The organism is Streptomyces sp. NBC_01077, assembly GCF_045162855.1.
Classification (GTDB): domain Bacteria; phylum Actinomycetota; class Actinomycetes; order Streptomycetales; family Streptomycetaceae; genus Streptomyces.
In genome coordinates, this window is the sequence record NZ_CP108669.1 from 9,933,175 (window position 1) to 9,948,523 (window position 15,349).

General features: G+C 66.0%; 9 protein-coding genes and 5 pseudogenes. 10 read left to right on the top strand and 4 right to left on the bottom strand.

The window, feature by feature from the left end:
* Positions 1–578 precede the first annotated feature (578 nt).
* Positions 579–914 (bottom strand): nuclear transport factor 2 family protein, encoded by a 336-nt coding sequence (locus OG462_RS44545; protein WP_406053518.1) that lies wholly within the window; start codon positions 912–914, stop codon positions 579–581.
* Between the two features lie 320 nt (positions 915–1,234).
* A pseudogene (locus tag OG462_RS44550) lies at positions 1,235–1,366 on the bottom strand (IS256 family transposase); the annotation flags it as partial.
* Between the two features lie 696 nt (positions 1,367–2,062).
* On the opposite strand from OG462_RS44550, the pseudogene OG462_RS44555 reads away from it, so the two are divergent.
* Positions 2,063–3,148 (top strand): annotated as a pseudogene (locus tag OG462_RS44555) (IS630 family transposase).
* 188 nt (positions 3,149–3,336) lie between these two features.
* Positions 3,337–3,495 (top strand): annotated as a pseudogene (locus tag OG462_RS44560) (transposase); the annotation flags it as partial.
* A gap of 993 nt (positions 3,496–4,488) precedes the next feature.
* Here OG462_RS44560 and OG462_RS44565 read toward each other — a convergent pair.
* Together OG462_RS44565 and OG462_RS44570 are read right to left on the bottom strand one after the other, a co-directional pair.
* A complete protein-coding gene (locus OG462_RS44565) occupies positions 4,489–6,408 on the bottom strand; it encodes a protein kinase domain-containing protein (RefSeq protein ID WP_406066256.1) in 1,920 nt (639 codons plus the stop codon).
* 280 nt (positions 6,409–6,688) lie between these two features.
* Positions 6,689–7,041, bottom strand: a pseudogene (locus OG462_RS44570) (DDE-type integrase/transposase/recombinase); the annotation flags it as partial.
* On the opposite strand from OG462_RS44570, the pseudogene OG462_RS44575 reads away from it, so the two are divergent.
* The 8 genes and pseudogenes from OG462_RS44575 to OG462_RS44610 form a co-directional block, all read left to right on the top strand.
* A pseudogene (locus tag OG462_RS44575) lies at positions 7,037–7,159 on the top strand (ATP-binding protein); the annotation flags it as partial. The pseudogenes OG462_RS44570 and OG462_RS44575 sit on opposite strands and share 5 nt — an antisense overlap.
* Positions 7,160–7,284: 125 nt before the next feature.
* On the top strand, positions 7,285–7,482 hold the full coding sequence (locus OG462_RS44580) for a hypothetical protein (RefSeq protein ID WP_406053514.1): 198 nt from the start codon (positions 7,285–7,287) through the stop codon (positions 7,480–7,482).
* A 589-nt stretch (positions 7,483–8,071) separates the two neighbouring features.
* Entirely contained in the window at positions 8,072–8,476 is a 405-nt protein-coding gene (locus OG462_RS44585; protein ID WP_406053513.1) for a peptidase inhibitor family I36 protein, read from the top strand.
* Positions 8,477–8,568: 92 nt separating this feature from the next.
* Positions 8,569–9,039, top strand: coding sequence for a transposase (locus OG462_RS44590; RefSeq protein WP_406066271.1), 471 nt, complete (start codon positions 8,569–8,571; stop codon positions 9,037–9,039).
* 2,154 nt (positions 9,040–11,193) lie between these two features.
* The gene (locus tag OG462_RS44595) at positions 11,194–11,910 is read left to right on the top strand and encodes an ATP-binding protein (RefSeq protein WP_406053512.1); all 717 of its coding nucleotides are present in this window, start codon (positions 11,194–11,196) and stop codon (positions 11,908–11,910) included.
* 210 nt (positions 11,911–12,120) lie between these two features.
* A complete protein-coding gene (locus tag OG462_RS44600; protein WP_406053510.1) occupies positions 12,121–13,212 on the top strand; it encodes a fatty acid desaturase family protein in 1,092 nt (363 codons plus the stop codon).
* A gap of 700 nt (positions 13,213–13,912) precedes the next feature.
* The gene (locus tag OG462_RS44605; protein ID WP_406053508.1) at positions 13,913–14,107 is read left to right on the top strand and encodes a hypothetical protein; all 195 of its coding nucleotides are present in this window, start codon (positions 13,913–13,915) and stop codon (positions 14,105–14,107) included.
* Between the two features lie 751 nt (positions 14,108–14,858).
* Entirely contained in the window at positions 14,859–15,329 is a 471-nt protein-coding gene (locus OG462_RS44610; protein WP_406053506.1) for an ATP-binding protein, read from the top strand.
* Positions 15,330–15,349 lie beyond the last annotated feature (20 nt).

A 15,349-nucleotide genomic window follows, 5' to 3' on the forward strand; every position in this document is an offset into this window, starting at 1 on the left:
CAAATTGTGGTTTGACCTGACGGGCGAGAGTGCTGTGTCGACGGCTGCTGCGGCGTTCACCTGTTCTCCTGCCCACGCCTGGGTGGGGTATGTACTGCTCGGCGGCCACGTGGTGGCGACGGTGAAGGCAAGGTCGGCGCACCTGCAGGTCAGCTCGGAGCAGTCCATGAGCGCGCGCATGATCTGCATCTGGGCCCGGCCGCCCGAGGTGCTCGCGGTCAGGCAGGAGCCCAGGGCTCCTTGGCACGTGGTGTGGCGTGTGGCAGGACATGCACGCCTCCATAGCGTTCTGCATCTCGGCGCTGAGTGGGGACGCGGCAGACTGCTGGGCACGATTCCTCCTCGAAAGCGGGGGAAGCCGGGTGCCGGCCTCTCTCTCGTTCTACGTCCAGTCGCCCACGCCTATCTGGGAACCTGGCCGTGCCCGCCGGGCGGCCCTCGTGCGTGGTCGCCAGGGGACGTGGACTCATCGAAAGAGAATCTCGGGGACCGGCCTGGACCTGGCAGGTCGCGGTTCCGGCGCCGGGCTGGGGCTGCCGACGATGGCCGGCGCCGACGCAGCAGTGCGACAGAGCTGGTCAGCCCAGGAATTCGACGCGGTCGATGCGCCCGCCCCGGATCCGGTATGCCACGAGGACGCGGAGCGGTTCAGCGGCGATGCCGTGGGCTGTCTCGTGGTCGACGACCCAGTCGCCTTCGGTGAGTCTGCCAGTCACCTCCGCGTGGCAGCGGCCTTCGGTGAACTGGCCGGCGTACGCCTCGCGCACCGCTTGGCGCCCCTGGAGCAGACTGCCGTCCGGGTACGTGATGCAGACGTCCTCGGCGTACGTGTCGGTGAAGCTCTCTAGGTCATGGTCGTTGTAGGCGGTCAGCTGGCGCTCGACCACACTGGCTGGCCCAGTCAAGGCGTTCATGCGCAACAGCATGTCAGGCGCAAACCGGGGGATGGACAGAGGAAATACGGTCTGCCAGTACCGCGGCCGTCAGGTCAGCCGGCGTTGGTGACGGCCTGCGCGGACTGGGCCGCCTACAGCCGGGCACAGGACCCGCCCGCCGCCATCGGCTCGCCATGCGCCCGGTGATCGAGCCGGTCCCCATCGCGAGGATCACATCCGCGTCCCGGGATGGTCGAGAGAGACGGTGCGCGATCAAGAACGACGTACGCCCGCGGCTCTCTCGTGCGGGACTGTAAAGATTTGAGTGCAACTGGGTTGGTCGGCTGGGTCGGATTCGGTTGTCCGTCGAAGGCGATGCCGAGGGCCTGGAGGGCCTGCTTCCAGCGGCTGGTCCAGCGTTTGCGGCCGGTGCCGGTCGGGTCGAGTGACATGACCGCGAGGTAGATGCCCTTCAGGGCGGCGTTCTCGTTGGTGGTGCAGTTCAACGCCTGCCGAACAGTCCTGCGGTGAACCCCCTTCTCTCCCAATGCCCGCTGCGACATCTCCGGATCGACACGTTTATCCCTCCGGATCGCGGCGTACAACTCCGCCCGCGACAAACCCCGACGCGCGCACGCAGGGAAATAACTGCAGGCTGTGTCAACGGGACGCTTGCCATGATCGCCTCGCCTGGAATCCACTCAGCTGCTGGGGCATGCTGAAAAAGAGGACGGGCTGCCGGTCGGCAGCCCGTCCCCGGTGTATCAGTCCCCTGCTAACCTTCCACCGCAATTTCGTTGTGGTTTGTGAGCCAGCCGCCGTCGCCGCCTGTATGTCCGCATGAGCCGGGGCACGCCGTTCCGTAGGCTTCAGCGAACCTCTCATCCGTCTCTTCAGAGGGCAGCATTTCAAGGTTCTGAGAGTTCTTCATGTTATTCACTTCCCTGAAATTCGAAATGCACTGTTCCAGTCAGCGCAAGCGGAATGCTTGCGCATGTATCGGGTAGTAACCGAAGCAGATTCTGCTGTTTGGGCTGTGCACCCGTCAGTCCACAGACGACTCTCCAGGTGTGAGCAGAGACATGCCTGAGCAATTACTACTTACATCACGAAGGGGTGATAGTGTGACTGGTTCTCTCGCTAGTCTTCTGAGTCAGGAATTCTGTTCAGATGTTTAGACTTGGCCTGTGGCACGTACTGGACGGCCGAAGGCCGAGTTAGTTCTGTCGGACGAGGAACGGGCTGCGCTCGAGGGCGGGCGCAGCGCCGTTCCACGCCGCAGGCGTGGGCCTTGCGCTGCCGGATCATCCTGGCCTGCGCGGAGAGTGCTTCCACAAGGACGTCGCTGCCCGGCTCGGCTCGACGACGCATGCGGTGGGCCGCTGGCGGGCAAGGTTCGTAGAGCATCGGATCGCCGGCTTGGGAGACATGCCCCGCTCGGGCGGTTCCCGGACGGTGACCGACGAGCAGGTAGCCGCGCTGGCCACCAGGACGCTGGAGTCGGCTCCGAAGAACGCGCCCCCACTGGTCGACGCGGTCGATGGCGAGGCAGGCGGGCCTGTCGCAGTCGACGGTGTCGCGGGTCGCGTTCGGTCTTCAGCCGCACCGGTCGGAGGCGTTCAAGCTGTCCACAGACCCGTACTTCGTAGGCTAAGGTCCACGATGTCGTCGGCCTCTATCTGGACCCGCCCGAGCGGGCTCTGGCCTTCTGCGTGGACGAGAAGTCGCAGATCCAAGCCCTGGACCGCTCGCAGCCGGTGCTGCCGATGATGCCCGGAGTGCCGCAACGCGTCGCGCACCACTATGTCCGCGCCAGCACCACCACCCTGTTCGCCGCCCCGGAGGTCGCCACCGGCAAGGTCATCGGTTCCCTGCATCGCCGCCACCGGGCCGAGGAGTTCAAGAAGTTCCTCATCAAGCTCGACTGGGAAGTGCCGGACGGCCTCGACATCCACCTCGTGCTGGACAACTACGCCACCCCCAAGTCCCCGGCCATCAAGACCTGGCTACTGGCCCACCTGCGGTTCCATCTGCACTTCACGCCGACTGGATCGTCCTGGCTCAACCTTGTGGAGCGATGGTTCGCCGAGCCGACGAACAAACAGATACGGCGAGGCGTCCACAAGACCGCCGAAGCCCTGGAGAAGGACATCCGGATCTGGAGCGCAGCCTGGAACACCGACCCCAGGCCCTACATCTGGACCAAGACCGCGGACGAGATCCTCGAACGCCTCGCCTCATATCTGAACAGAATTCCTGACTCAGAAGACTAGGATCGGATGCAGCCCGTGCCAGGTCCGGCGTGCGCAGGTGAGGCCCGGTGCACACATGCTCTGAGCTTGACGTTTAACCTCGTCTGTCACCCGACGCTGATCTGCGGTTCGTGTCGGGACAGCGGAGGCGGCCGTTCTCCAAGCTTCGAGATGTCGAGTAACGAAGCATGAGAGAACGGTCGCTGCGTATGAGTCTCCCTGTTCTCGGGGCTGCAGGTGAGGCGTTCGACGCCTTGTCCCGCTTTCGTGTCGAGTTCTACGAGTGCCCTTACGCCCGGAGGGAGGCACTCTCCGAGCTCACGGACGCGGTGCTGTGTGCGGACGGGCCGGTGAAGACACTGGTCGAGCAACTGGCACCTCAAACACCCCCACCACCACAACCCACCCCTACCACCGGCTCACACCGTCACGCTGGTGCCACCCACCAAACCAGCCAGCAGACGCCCTAAGCCCACCTAAATCACTAGTATTACCTATAGAGCAAAATGAGCGTAGGCCCGATGGTCGCCAAGGCGTTTGTGGGCCCCTAGGGCCACGCTGTCCCGTTTCGTTCGGCGGATCAACTGGTCCAGCAGGCTTGTGGTGGCATCTATTCGGGGCTTGTACCTGAATCTGCACATTGGTAGGTGAACGCTGCGAAGGCTTCAGGAGCTGCGGGGGCAGTGATTCTAAGGGTGGCTTTTGCTTGATATGTGCCCCGGCCGCTGACCGTCCAGTTCAGACGGAGAGAGACGGATCTCTGTCCTATGGTCAGCTTCTCCTCGAGGAGGGCCGACGTGCTGCCGTCGCTCCGTATCCACTGATAGGAGAGCACGCCAGGTGCGCCATTTGTGATGATATGTCCGGTAATTTGGGTGGTCTCTCCGCAGCCCACTTTGCGACCTTTGCTCGCTGGTTCCACTGAGACGCCGGTGACGGCCAGCTCCGGTCCCAGATACGAGGGCGCCAGATACGCAGTTACTCCAGCGAGGATGAGCGCCGCCGGCCCGTACCGGAGCAGTGCTCGGGACCTGCGGCGCGAGGCCGGTCGATTCGGAAGGGCTACGCAGGCCGGAAAGGCAGCGGGCAGACCATGGGGCATCGGCCGGGTCGCCTGGCGCGTGGACACGAGTGTCTCCGGCGCAGCGAATTGGGCCGGCTGAGCCGCAGGAGCCGACGTCCAGTTCTCGTCCAGGTAGGTAGGCATCGTCTGCGCGGCACTCGGAGAAAAGGGTTGCGGGAGCGGTGCCCCGTCGCTGGCAGGGATCTGCGATGGCGCATGCCAGGCCGAGTGGAGCGTCGGCATCTCGTCCGGGGTCGGCTGCTCAGAGCCTCGAGACTGCGTGCTCATTGACTGCCCCTCAGCATGCGTTGCTGGGAATGTGCTGGTAGGGACGTGCAGGCTCAGAGGATGGGGAGCTTGAAAGCAGAACGCCCCATCGCCGTGTGCAGAACGCGGGACCGAAGGTGTGGCCTAGGTTGAGGGTGTACTGAGTGTTCCCGTTGAGCACGAAGGTCTGAGCAGCTCCGTCCTGCTTGCCAGGACTGGAAGCTGTGCTGTTCACGTTCGCGTCGAACCATGTCACTGTGACCGTGACGGACGCTGGGGTATGCGTTCTGACAAGAATGCCCGCGTCTGCACGTCCGTTGCCTGTCGCAGCCAGGCTGGTCAGGCCGAGGAACGAAACTCTGGAGGGTGGAGTAGGACTGGTGGTGGATGCCGACGCAGCAGGAGAGGGTTGCTGGGGCGGAGTGACAGGGGGAGAAAGAGGCGGCGGCCGTTCAGTGCTTCCGGGTGTTACAGCCGGAGAAGTGCTGGCAGTGGGCTGCAAATTAGCCTTTCCGGCACCAACGGTGGTTCCGCTGGTGTCACCCTTGCCATCAGGTCCGGTGGGTTCCTCACTGCCGGAATCTGAGTTCGCCTCAGGTGATCTGCTTGCGGTCTGACCGTCCGAGGCAAAGGCAGGGTCAGAAGCAGACGCTGCCGGGGAAGGACTGTTACTGGGAGAGGCAGTGTGGCCAGGACTCCCGGGCGTGTTCCTGGGGGATTCAGCCAAGGCTCCGGCAGGCAGGGAAGGCGAAGCCCGGTGCAGCGGACGCGGTGCGTGATTTTCGCCAGCAGCAACGACAACCCCTGCGACACCGGTTGCCACGACCACCGCGGCACCTGCAGTGCGTGCAGCCCACGCAGGGATCCTCTTGATGTCCGAGCCACGCGCCGTACCCCTGGCAGCGGGCCTTTGCGATGGAGACAGAACAGTTGTCGCGAGTTCCGTGCTCCCTGCCGCGACAGACCCAGGAGCGGGGATGAGCAGGGGCAGCAACGCGACAGCCGCAGCCAGGGTGCCCTTGCCGCGCTTCTCCCAGTCCGATCCGTATGCCGCTCCTGCGGTCCTCTCCAGTTCATCGAGGAAGGAAGATGCGTCAGCCGGTCTGTCTGCCGGTGCTTTGGCCATACCCCAAGTGATCAGAGGCCGGAGAGCATCGGGAACCTGTGCTACAGGGACCGGCGCCGTACTGTGGGCAAGGGCCAGTTCGGCGAGCGTTGACCCGGCGAAGGGCTGTTCACCCGCGAGACACTCAAAGAAGGTTGCCGTCGCGGCATAGATGTCAGCACTGGGCGTGACCGGCTCGGCTCGCCATTGCTCGGGGGCCATGTAAGCGGGTGTGCCAACAGCCTGAGTGGCGGCACCTGAGCGCACCGCAATGCCAAAGTCGGCCAATTTGGACGCGCCTTGCGCCGTCACCAGGACGTTTGCCGGCTTGTAGTCACGATGCACGACACCCGCGCTGTGGGCTGCGCCCAGGCCAAGAAGCGAACCCTTGAGGATGGCCAGAGCTGACTCGGGCGTGGTCGCACCTTGCTCACGGAGCAGGATACGCAAGCTGACTCCCTGCACCAGCTCCATCACGATGGCAGCTCCGGTGCGGGCTTCGGAGTAGCCGTACAGGCGTACGATGTGCTCGGAGTCGAGGCTTGCCAGCAGTCTAGCTTCGGCGCGAAACGACTCGACAAAGTCCGGGCTGCTGCGAAGTTCGGGGCTCAGGTACTTGATGGCCACCGCTTCCGATGTCGTCTGGTGCACTGCTTGGACGACACGCCCGCTGGCTCCTGTTCCCAACTCCCTCAGAGTCCGGTACCCCGGGACCTCCCATGCGTAGTCCGAAGACTCTGCTGAGAACACGCCCGTCATTCCGTGCCTTCCCTTAGCCATCTGAATTTGACCGGAAGCGGAGTAGCAGGCGCTGCAGGCCTCCCCTAGGGTCGTCGCGTGCCGCATGTGCGGCCTGAGCAATCACCGCTCAATCGCGCAACTGGAGCTCGCCTTGAAGCTTCCCTCTGATCGTGGACACCTGGAGACTGGGACGTGAGGTTCCAGAGGTAGTAGTGCCAGGTGGGAAGTAAGTACACGATGCGGCACTCGGCGGAGTACCGACGGGACGCGATCCCGCTCGTCCGCTCTTCGGGTAGGACGGTGACCGAGGCCGCCCGGAGGTACTGTCAAGTTGTCGGAGGTGTGATCGTCTGAGGGCAGGAAGAGGCGCTGGCTGGCCTGATGTTCAGGCTGTGGCGGACATGCTGGTGTTGCCGGTGTTGTGGTTCCAAATAGTCAGGCGGAGGGCCATCTCGAAGCGGTGGTGGCCGACGGTCATCAGGTGGCGTCCGGGCTGGAAGTGGGGCGAAATGCCGGTGAACGCAGACAGGAACCGCTGCGCTCCGCCGACGGACCGGAGGCGTTTCATCGCGCGTTCGCGCTGCCGGGTGGGCTGGTGGGAGTTCTCCGCCCGGCTGTTCAGCCCCTTGTGGGAGCGTGTTCCACCGAGGGCATCACCTCGCGGTGCGCGGCACGGTAGGAACGGAGTTTGTCTGTCACGATCACCCGGGGTACCGACCGGGTCTTCTTCAGCATCCTCGCCACCGCCATCCTCGACCGGCTTCTCCACTGCTGCGACGTCGTCTCGATCAACGGCCCCAGCTACCGGCTCACGAACCGACTCGCAGCCATCGAGCGCGACACCCAGGTCGCCTGACGACTGAGCACATCTTCATCGGCTCTGTCGCTGATCTTGTGATGCTGGGCGGTTGAGCTGGGCAGCCTCCGGGTGCGGAAGGGGAGACTGGAAGGCTGTTGCGTCCCATGGAGCCGGAGGCGGCCGTGCGAGCGGACCAGCTGCTGCAAGCCCGCACTGTGTGGTGGGGCGGCACCGTCCTGCTCCGCCTCGAGGGAGAACTCGGCATCGCCACCGCCCCGCTCCTCGACCGGGCCGTCTCCTCCGCACTGGCCACAGGGCCAGACCTCCTCTGCCTCGACCTCACCGTGAACCGTTCTGACTTCTCTGCCGCTCCGTTGTGAGCCATCAGAGAGGATGGGGGCACGTGCCCGAGAAGATTGCTGCGCGGCGGACTCGCCGCCTGCTGCGGCTTCTGATCGGCAGGCACGTCTTCCTGATGACCGCCAGCCGGCAACGCCTCGAGATGACCAACCGCTTCACCCTCTGGGACCACATCACAGGCACCGCCAGCCTGCCTGCCGCCATCTGCACCAGACCAGGCCCGGACCCCGGCCTGCCCCTCAGACGACCACACCCCCGACAACGTAACAAGGCCCTACTTGCGCTTCTGTGCCACGTACTTTTTCTGTCGATCAGACCAGCAGTTCTAGTTGGTCCGGTGTCCGGAAACTTCGGGGCGGCTCACCTGGCTGCGGACGCCGCTGGCGGACAGAGAGTTCGCGTGCGCTTGCCCGAACTTCAGGCACCAGCGCCGGATGGTCTCGTGGGGTCTGAGTACGTCTTGCTCTCCAGCGAGGCATGACCGAAGCGAGAGTATTGCTCTGCTCCCGACGTCCGGGGCGCTAGGGGGCAGGGCTCTCACGCTTGCGCAAGTCATCCGCAGAGCATCGGCACTCTCTGGCATATACGAAACATCACAAAGGAGCAGCAATGATTCGACGTTTGGCAGCGACTGTGGCCGCGGCCTTCGCTCTTGTGGCTGGGGTCGCTGGAACCAGCCATGCGGCGGAGGCACTAGACGGAAACTGTGAGTCCGGAGAATTCTGCGTATACCGCTACGAATATTACGCTGGCGGAACGACAGACTTCGCCGCGAGCAGACTTAGCTATAAGGGTCTTATTTTCGGAGGCACTCTGACTACGACAGATAATCATGCTAGCAGCAGCAAGAACAGGTCTACCGCCGAGGTTACCCTCTATGCGTATGCCAACTATGGCGGCCCGTTCGTCGTTCACTCGGGCGTGTATGCACCCTGCACCTCGGACTTGTGCGCCGCCTACACTCAGATTCCACAATTCGACAACGTCGCCAGCTCGCACGAGTTCACTTGGTAGTAGAATCTTCAATATTGCATACTGCTTGACCCGGTACTACAGGAGCGCTTCCGTGCCGGCTGGCGGGGCGGTCCGTTGTCCTGCGCGTGGAGATGTTGCGTGATGTGGAGCGGGGTGAGCGGAGTGGTTCAAGGCTTTCTTCGCTTCGCTCGGGTCTGTTCGGCCGGAAGGACCCGCGTGGGAATGCGCGTGCGTATCTTAAGGCGTTGCTGGGGCCGGTGGAGCGGAAGAACTCCTGGCAGATCGCTACGCAGGCGGGGCACGTGGTGCCGGACCGGGTGAAGAACCTGCTGCGGTGTACGGCGTGGAGCTGGAGCGGGCTCCGGGGCGGGGTGCGGGCCTTCGTCGGCGGGTGTCTGGGCGATCCGGAGGCGGTTCTGGTGATCGACGAGCCCGCATTTCTGAAGAAGAGAACGAAGTCGGCCGGGGACGCCCGGAGGTACGCCGCGACCACCGGGCAGGTCGAGAACCACCAGGTCGCGGTGTTTCCTCGCGTGCGTGCCCCCGCAAGGCCGGGCGTTGACCGACTTCGCCCTGTACCTGGGCAAGACCTGGGCCGGTAACCGTGATGCGGTGCCGGGAGAAGAGGGTGCTCACGAAGGCGGAGCTCGGTCGGTGCCTGGTCGAGCGCACCCGCTGTGCGGGAGTTCTAGTTGGTCCGGTGTCCGGAAACTTCGGGGCGGCTCACTGGTCGCTGGGTGTGCAGCCGATGACGTGGAGCAGGGTGGCGCCTGGGTACCCGGAGCGGTGGGGCAGGTACTTGGGGTGTCCATGCGGGCCGGCTTCTCTGTGGCAGGCCGTCTGCCGGGGGGCGGGTGGTGCGTGGGGACACTCCAGGGACGGGGCGGGCCTGCGCGGAGCTTACCCAGGCACGGTGCTCGGCGGCCTGACCGAGACCAGAGCCCGGGCCAAGCACGCCCTGGCGCACCCCCACCCCTCAAGCCCTCACCAACGTGACAACACCTGTGGCAGTGCTCTGACAACGTCCCGAATTCATGCAGTCCCAACCGGAGCGATGAGAGGGGCCCTCCACGAGTGAGTGGCCATTACTCAAGTACTCCATCTCACCTGTGGGGTTCCGTGGGTATGGCCCGGAGTGACGGCTCGGGATGCCGTTCGGAATACCCACCGGGCTTCGGCTGAGCCTGCGATAACACACGGGCTTCTGATGTGCATGAGGTGTTCTGTGATCACAAATGTTGAGATTCTCCAGCTAGTTCCTGAGGAGAGCGTCGACGGTTCCCAGGATGGAGGCTTCGCGGGGGCTACGACTACCAAATGCGGAGAAACCCGTTGGTGCACCGCAACGGACTTGCCGCCGCAAGGCCATTAGGACTGACGCTAGTGTCCTGAGTGAACCCTTTTCCCCTGTCCCTGCAGGGCGAATGTGCAGGTCAGGTGGGGGTGCCACGAGGCGGGGCTCCTGGTCGTTGCGTTGGTGTTCTCTACGCACCACGCCCCGCCCGAGGAGCCTCGCTTAAGGCCCGTGCGATGCGCCGGTTTGGTGTCAGTGATGGTGCATCAGGTTGATGGGTTTGTGCTGGTGGTGTGGGGGCGGGATGAACCGTTCCGACTTCTCTGCCGCTCCGTTGTGAGCCATCGGAGTGGATGGGACCCCTGTGCCCCTGGAGCCCCGGTCAGCCCGGCGGCGGGCACGGCCGATCCCGGTACCGCGCTGGTCCCGTAGAGACAGCGGCAAACTCACGGCGGTTCGTCGTCCCCGGCCCGGTCGAAGCCTTCAATAAAGCCCTTCAGGACGCTCAGCGGAGGCGCCGCAGAGCGAACACAGCCGGACACCGGGCCGTTTTGCAGTGCACGTGTGGCGGCACCGGCCTCTTTCTCCTTACCACCGACCCCCTCGCCCCCTCCATGGGCAGCGGCGTCCGGCACGTCGAGACGACCCACCCGGGCCAGAGCCTCTCAGCCTCCTGGCGCTGCACACCGACGACGCGGCCGTCACCCGCAACACCCGCTCACTCGACCGCAGCGACCCCCGCCCCTGGTTTGCGGGCCTGAACGCGGCTCTGACCGCCAACTTCTGACCGGTGGCTTCGTACGCGAGAACGCGTCGTCTGTTGATCAGCTCGGGAGGCGCTCCGAGACCGCCGCACCGAGTTGCGCGGACCGTGGTGTCTCGCGACGGGCTGCCGCTGACCCCCGTCCCATAGGGTCAGCGGCAGCCCGTGCCGATATGGCGTGCGCGGGTGATTGCGTCCTGAACATGAAAGGGAGTTGGCTGTAGGGCCACTCCTGGAAGTGGTGCTGTGCCAAAGATGAAGGCAGGCGCTTCGGAGTCGCCCTACGGGGGGAGGCTTCAAACGCCTCATGCTGCGTTGGCTGAAGACCGTCGTGGTGAGCGATGGGGAAAGGGCGCTGTAAGAGGCGTCAGGCGGGGATCGGGAAGACGAGCGCAAACGAATCGCTGCTGACGTGTCGAAATCCACAAGGGTGACATCAAAACCGGGGCTTTCACCCGGTCTCGGGATAGGTCCGGCGGGTACCCGTTTGCTGGCCTATGAGGGGGAAGGGCGCCCTGTGTCGACGTGGTGCGTGTCTTTGGGGGGCCGGCGGCGTTGAGGTGTGTGACGCGTGCACAATCTGGGCGCCCCACGCCCAGGCCACGCAGTCCGCGGCCCCGGTTCTTACGCCTCTGCGCCGGGGCCGCCCCCAAAGATCCGCGGTTCCCTCCTGTGCTGTGTGGACAGCCGCTCCTGCTCGTGGCTGTGGCCAGGGCCTGGCTTGGGAAGCTGCTGGTACGGCGATTCCTGGCCCCGTCCCGAGTCTCTCTTCGCGGGGGCCTGCCGGCCCTGGCGGGGCTGTCCGGGCAGGCGGGCGGCGGCATTCTCCAGGTGCCCGTTTTTCCTGTTCTGGGTATTGCTTGCTCAGGGTTTCTGTGCTGTGGGGGAGTGTTCTGGAAGTACCAGAGAAGGTACTTCCAGACCCACTGGCAGGCAGTGATCCCGATGACGACGACCACGTTCTCCCGTAACGGACAGCAGCGTTCCGCGCTGTCTGCCGTGCCGGATGGCGGGCGCGGGTTCAGCCTGTCTCTGGAGCACGGGCCGCTTGCCCCGGCCACTGCCCGTCACGCGGTGAGGCCGGTGCTGGAGGCCTGGGGGCTGGACGCGGACCGGGTGTATGACACGCTGCTGGTCGTCTCCGAGCTGGTCACGAACGCTGTCACTCATGCGCTTCCGCCGGTTGTCCTGCATCTGCAGGGTTCGGTGGACGCCTCGGGCCGGGTCCAGGTTCATGTCACCGACGGCGGGCCGCGCACTGAAGCCGGCCACGGCAGCTGGGCCGCCGCCCGGCCCGAGGACGAGCATGGCCGGGGTGACCAGATCGTCTCCGCCCTCGCCGGCCACACCGGCACCGGGACCGAGGCCGGTCTCGACGGGCTGATCGACCACTGGGCCGACCTCGACGCAGCATGACCTGACCTGCATCCGGCCCCGCACTGAAACAAGCGGAAGAGGAGACTGGAAGCCTGTTGCGTCCCATGGAGCCGGAGGCGGCCGTGCGAGCGGACCAGCTGCTGCAAGCCAACACCGTCAACGTCCCAGACGCCCGCCCGTCACGGACCATCACCGCCACCATGGGCCGCGTCGCCGCCGCATTCCGACCGACAGAGACCGGAGCCCGTCATGTCCCAGGCCACCGTCCTGACCCCGGCCGCCGCCGCACCCGCCGTGGCGCCCGCCCGTGCCAGGGGCGGCAGCGAGTTCACCCCGCTCCTGCGGACGGTCAGGGAACAGGGCCTCCTCGAACACCGCCCCGGTTGGTACGCCCGAGGAATCGCCGTCAACCTGCTCGGCATCGCCGCCGTCGTGGCCGGGCTCGCCCTGATCGGCCCCTCCTGGTGGGCGCTGCTGCTCGCCGTACCCCTCGCGCTGCTCTCCGCCCGGGCCGCGTTCGTCGGCCACGACGCCGGCCACGCCCAGATCACCGCGAACCGCAGGGTCAGCAGGATCCTCCAGCTCGTCCACGCCAACCTCCTCCTCGGCATGAGCCGGGAGTGGTGGAACGACAAGCACAACCGCCACCACGCCCACCCCAACCACCTCGACAAGGACCCGGACGTCGCGGCCGACATCCTCGTCTTCGCCGAGCACCAGACGGCCGGCCGCACGGGGCTGCGCGGTTTCCTCACCCGTCACCAGGCGTGGCTGTTCTTCCCGCTGACGACCCTGGAGGGCGTCGCGCTCAAGGTGTACGGAGTCCAGGCCCTGCTCGCCAAGGACGGGCCCTGCCGCTCCCGCCGTGAGCGGCTCGTCGAAGGCGCGCTGCTCCTCGCCCACTTCGCCGGCTACACGGCCCTGCTGCTCACCCTGCTCACCCCCGCCCAGGCGCTCGTGTTCGCCCTCGTCCACCAGATGCTGCTCGGTGTGCACCTGGGCATGGCCTTCGCCCCCAACCACAAGGGCATGGAGCGGCCCGACGAGCACGCGGACGGCGAGAGCTGGGGCCATCTGCGGCGCCAGGTGCTCACCTCGCGCAACATCCGGGGCGGCGCGCTGACCGACTGGTTCCTCGGCGGCCTCAACTACCAGGTCGAGCACCATCTCTTCCCGAGCATGCCGCGCCCGAATCTGCGTCTCGCCCAGCCTGCAGTCCGGGCCCACTGTGCGGCCCTGGGCGTTCCGTACACGGAGACCGGTTTCGTGGACTCGTACCGCCAGGCCCTCGGCCACCTGCACGAGGTGGGCGCGCCGCTCCGGTCCGAGTGGGCCGAGTAGGGTCACAGACGGTCACAGGGACGCTGGCTCTCACCGGTTTCGCGCCCTTCATCCCCACGCAGTCAGGCTTCAGTCGGTTCAGCCCAGTTGACCATGCCCTCTACGCGGCTGCGGCAACCGGCAGTTGCAGCGCATCCGCCTCAGCGGCCAGGCATATTCCTCGCACGCATCACCCTGACTGCCCGGAAACCGAAACAGGTCCAGACATGGGCAGTCCGAGCAATGCGCGTCAACAACATTCTTTCAATTTCCACTACCCTTCTGCTATTTACTGTTGCTTCCAGAGCGGGCGGCTGAACCTTTGCTCCTACGGCCAACGCTGCGGCATCTCAGCCCGGGAACATTGCGGCAAACGATGAACCGGATGCAGACAACCCTCCGCGCCGTCGACTGCAGTTGGCCCCCTTACTACGGGTGAGGCCAAGTAGGTAACTCGGCTGCTCGGCTGGCATTCACCCTCACGGTGCGGCTTCAGGAGGCGGGCGGCTGCTGTGGGTCCAGGGAGCGGGCGGCGTCGCATTCCGTGCAGGCTGCCGCGCGTGGCTGCTGGAGTGCGGCAAGTGCCTGTTCCCGGTCCGGGGGCCTGGTCGCTGGGGATGCAGCCGATGACATGGAGGAGGGTGGCGCATGGATGCCCGGGGCAGTGCGGCAGGTACTGGGGAGTCCACGCGGGCCACTGGGCGCGGGGGAGACTGGAGCAGTGAGTACCGCACGACGCCGGGCCCTCGGTCCCGGCCCTGAGATCTCCGAGCCGGCTGCACGCGACCCGCGAGCCCGGACGGCCGCTGAACGTGCCGCCACCGGCGACTGGACCGCCGAACTGGCCGCCACACCGCCGGAGCCCCGGCCCGCCCGGCGGCGTCTCGGACGGCCCGGTACGGTGCCGGTCCCGTAGAGTCGGTGGCAGCCCGTGCCGATATGGCGTGCGTGGGTGAGGCCCGGTGCCCAGCCGTGCTCTGGGAGCGGTACCGCCGGGCCGTCCCACCTGTTGGCTGTGCATGCCCCAGCGGCAGCGCCGCCAGCAGCCGGACCGCTACGCATACGACGACATCCGTGTACTGGCCCGCCTGCTCCTTTTTCGCGGCCTGGTAGACGGTGTTGAAGGTGTCCGGGTCTGTCGCGTCCGGGATCAGATGGGCGGGGCAGGGGACGGGCAGGGGCTGCATCGGCTCATCCTTCCAGGCGGTGGGAGAACCGCCACGTTGACGTGGCGGGTGTCCCTGGGGGCGCGGGGGCGTACAGGTCCGGGCACCCCGCGGCCGGACCTGTGCAGTCTGCGGCCCCGTTCGATGCCGCGGCACCGGGGCCGACCCCATAGAGCCGCGGCCCTGCGTTGGGCCGTGTGGACGGCGGCTCCTGTTTCGTCGTGGCCTGGGGAGCTGGCGGTACGGCGGTCTCCCGGTTTCTGTCTTTGTGAAGGTCCTGGTCGGTGCTTGGCAGGGCTGTCTGGGCAGGGCTCGGCGGTGGCTCCGTGGTGTCGTTGCGGGAGGCTGTTTTGCTGGGTTCGGCGCTGAGGGCCCAGACTCTTCCGATGTCCGTTTTTCCTGTTTTTGGGTATTGCTTGCTCAGGGTTTCTGTGCTGTGGGGGAGTGTGCTGGAAGTACCAGAGAAGGTACTTCCAGACCCACTGGCAGGCAGTGATCCCGATGACGACGACCACGTTCTCCCGTAACGGACAGCAGCGTTCCGCGCTGTCTGCCGTGCCGGATGGCGGGCGCGGGTTCAGCCTGTCTCTGGAGCACGGGCCGCTTGCCCCGGCCACTGCCCGTCACGCGGTGAGGCCGGTGCTGGAGGCCTGGGGGCTGGACGCGGACCGGGTGTATGACACGCTGCTGGTCGTCTCCGAGCTGGTCACGAACGCTGTCACTCATGCGCTTCCGCCGGTTGTCCTGCATCTGCAGGGTTCGGTGGACGCCTCGGGCCGGGTCCAGGTTCATGTCACCGACGGCGGGCCGCGCACGGAAGCCGGCCACGGCAGCTGGGCCGCCGCCCGGCCCGAGGACGAGCATGGCCGGGGTGACCAGATCGTCTCCGCCCTCGCCGGCCACACCGGCACCGGGACCGAGGCCGGTCTCGACGGGCTGATCGACCACTGGGCGGGCCTCGACGCAGCCTGACGTCCGTCCCGCATCCTGCA

Coding starts and splice junctions, on each gene's coding strand:
- OG462_RS44590 (WP_406066271.1), top strand. CDS start 8,569: ATGTTGCGTGATGTGGAGCGGGGTGAGCGGAGTGGTTCAAGGCTTTCT.
- OG462_RS44585 (WP_406053513.1), top strand. CDS start 8,072: ATGATTCGACGTTTGGCAGCGACTGTGGCCGCGGCCTTCGCTCTTGTG.
- OG462_RS44610 (WP_406053506.1), top strand. CDS start 14,859: ATGACGACGACCACGTTCTCCCGTAACGGACAGCAGCGTTCCGCGCTG.
- OG462_RS44600 (WP_406053510.1), top strand. CDS start 12,121: ATGTCCCAGGCCACCGTCCTGACCCCGGCCGCCGCCGCACCCGCCGTG.
- OG462_RS44565 (WP_406066256.1), bottom strand. CDS start 6,408: ATGCGGCACGCGACGACCCTAGGGGAGGCCTGCAGCGCCTGCTACTCC.
- OG462_RS44545 (WP_406053518.1), bottom strand. CDS start 914: ATGAACGCCTTGACTGGGCCAGCCAGTGTGGTCGAGCGCCAGCTGACC.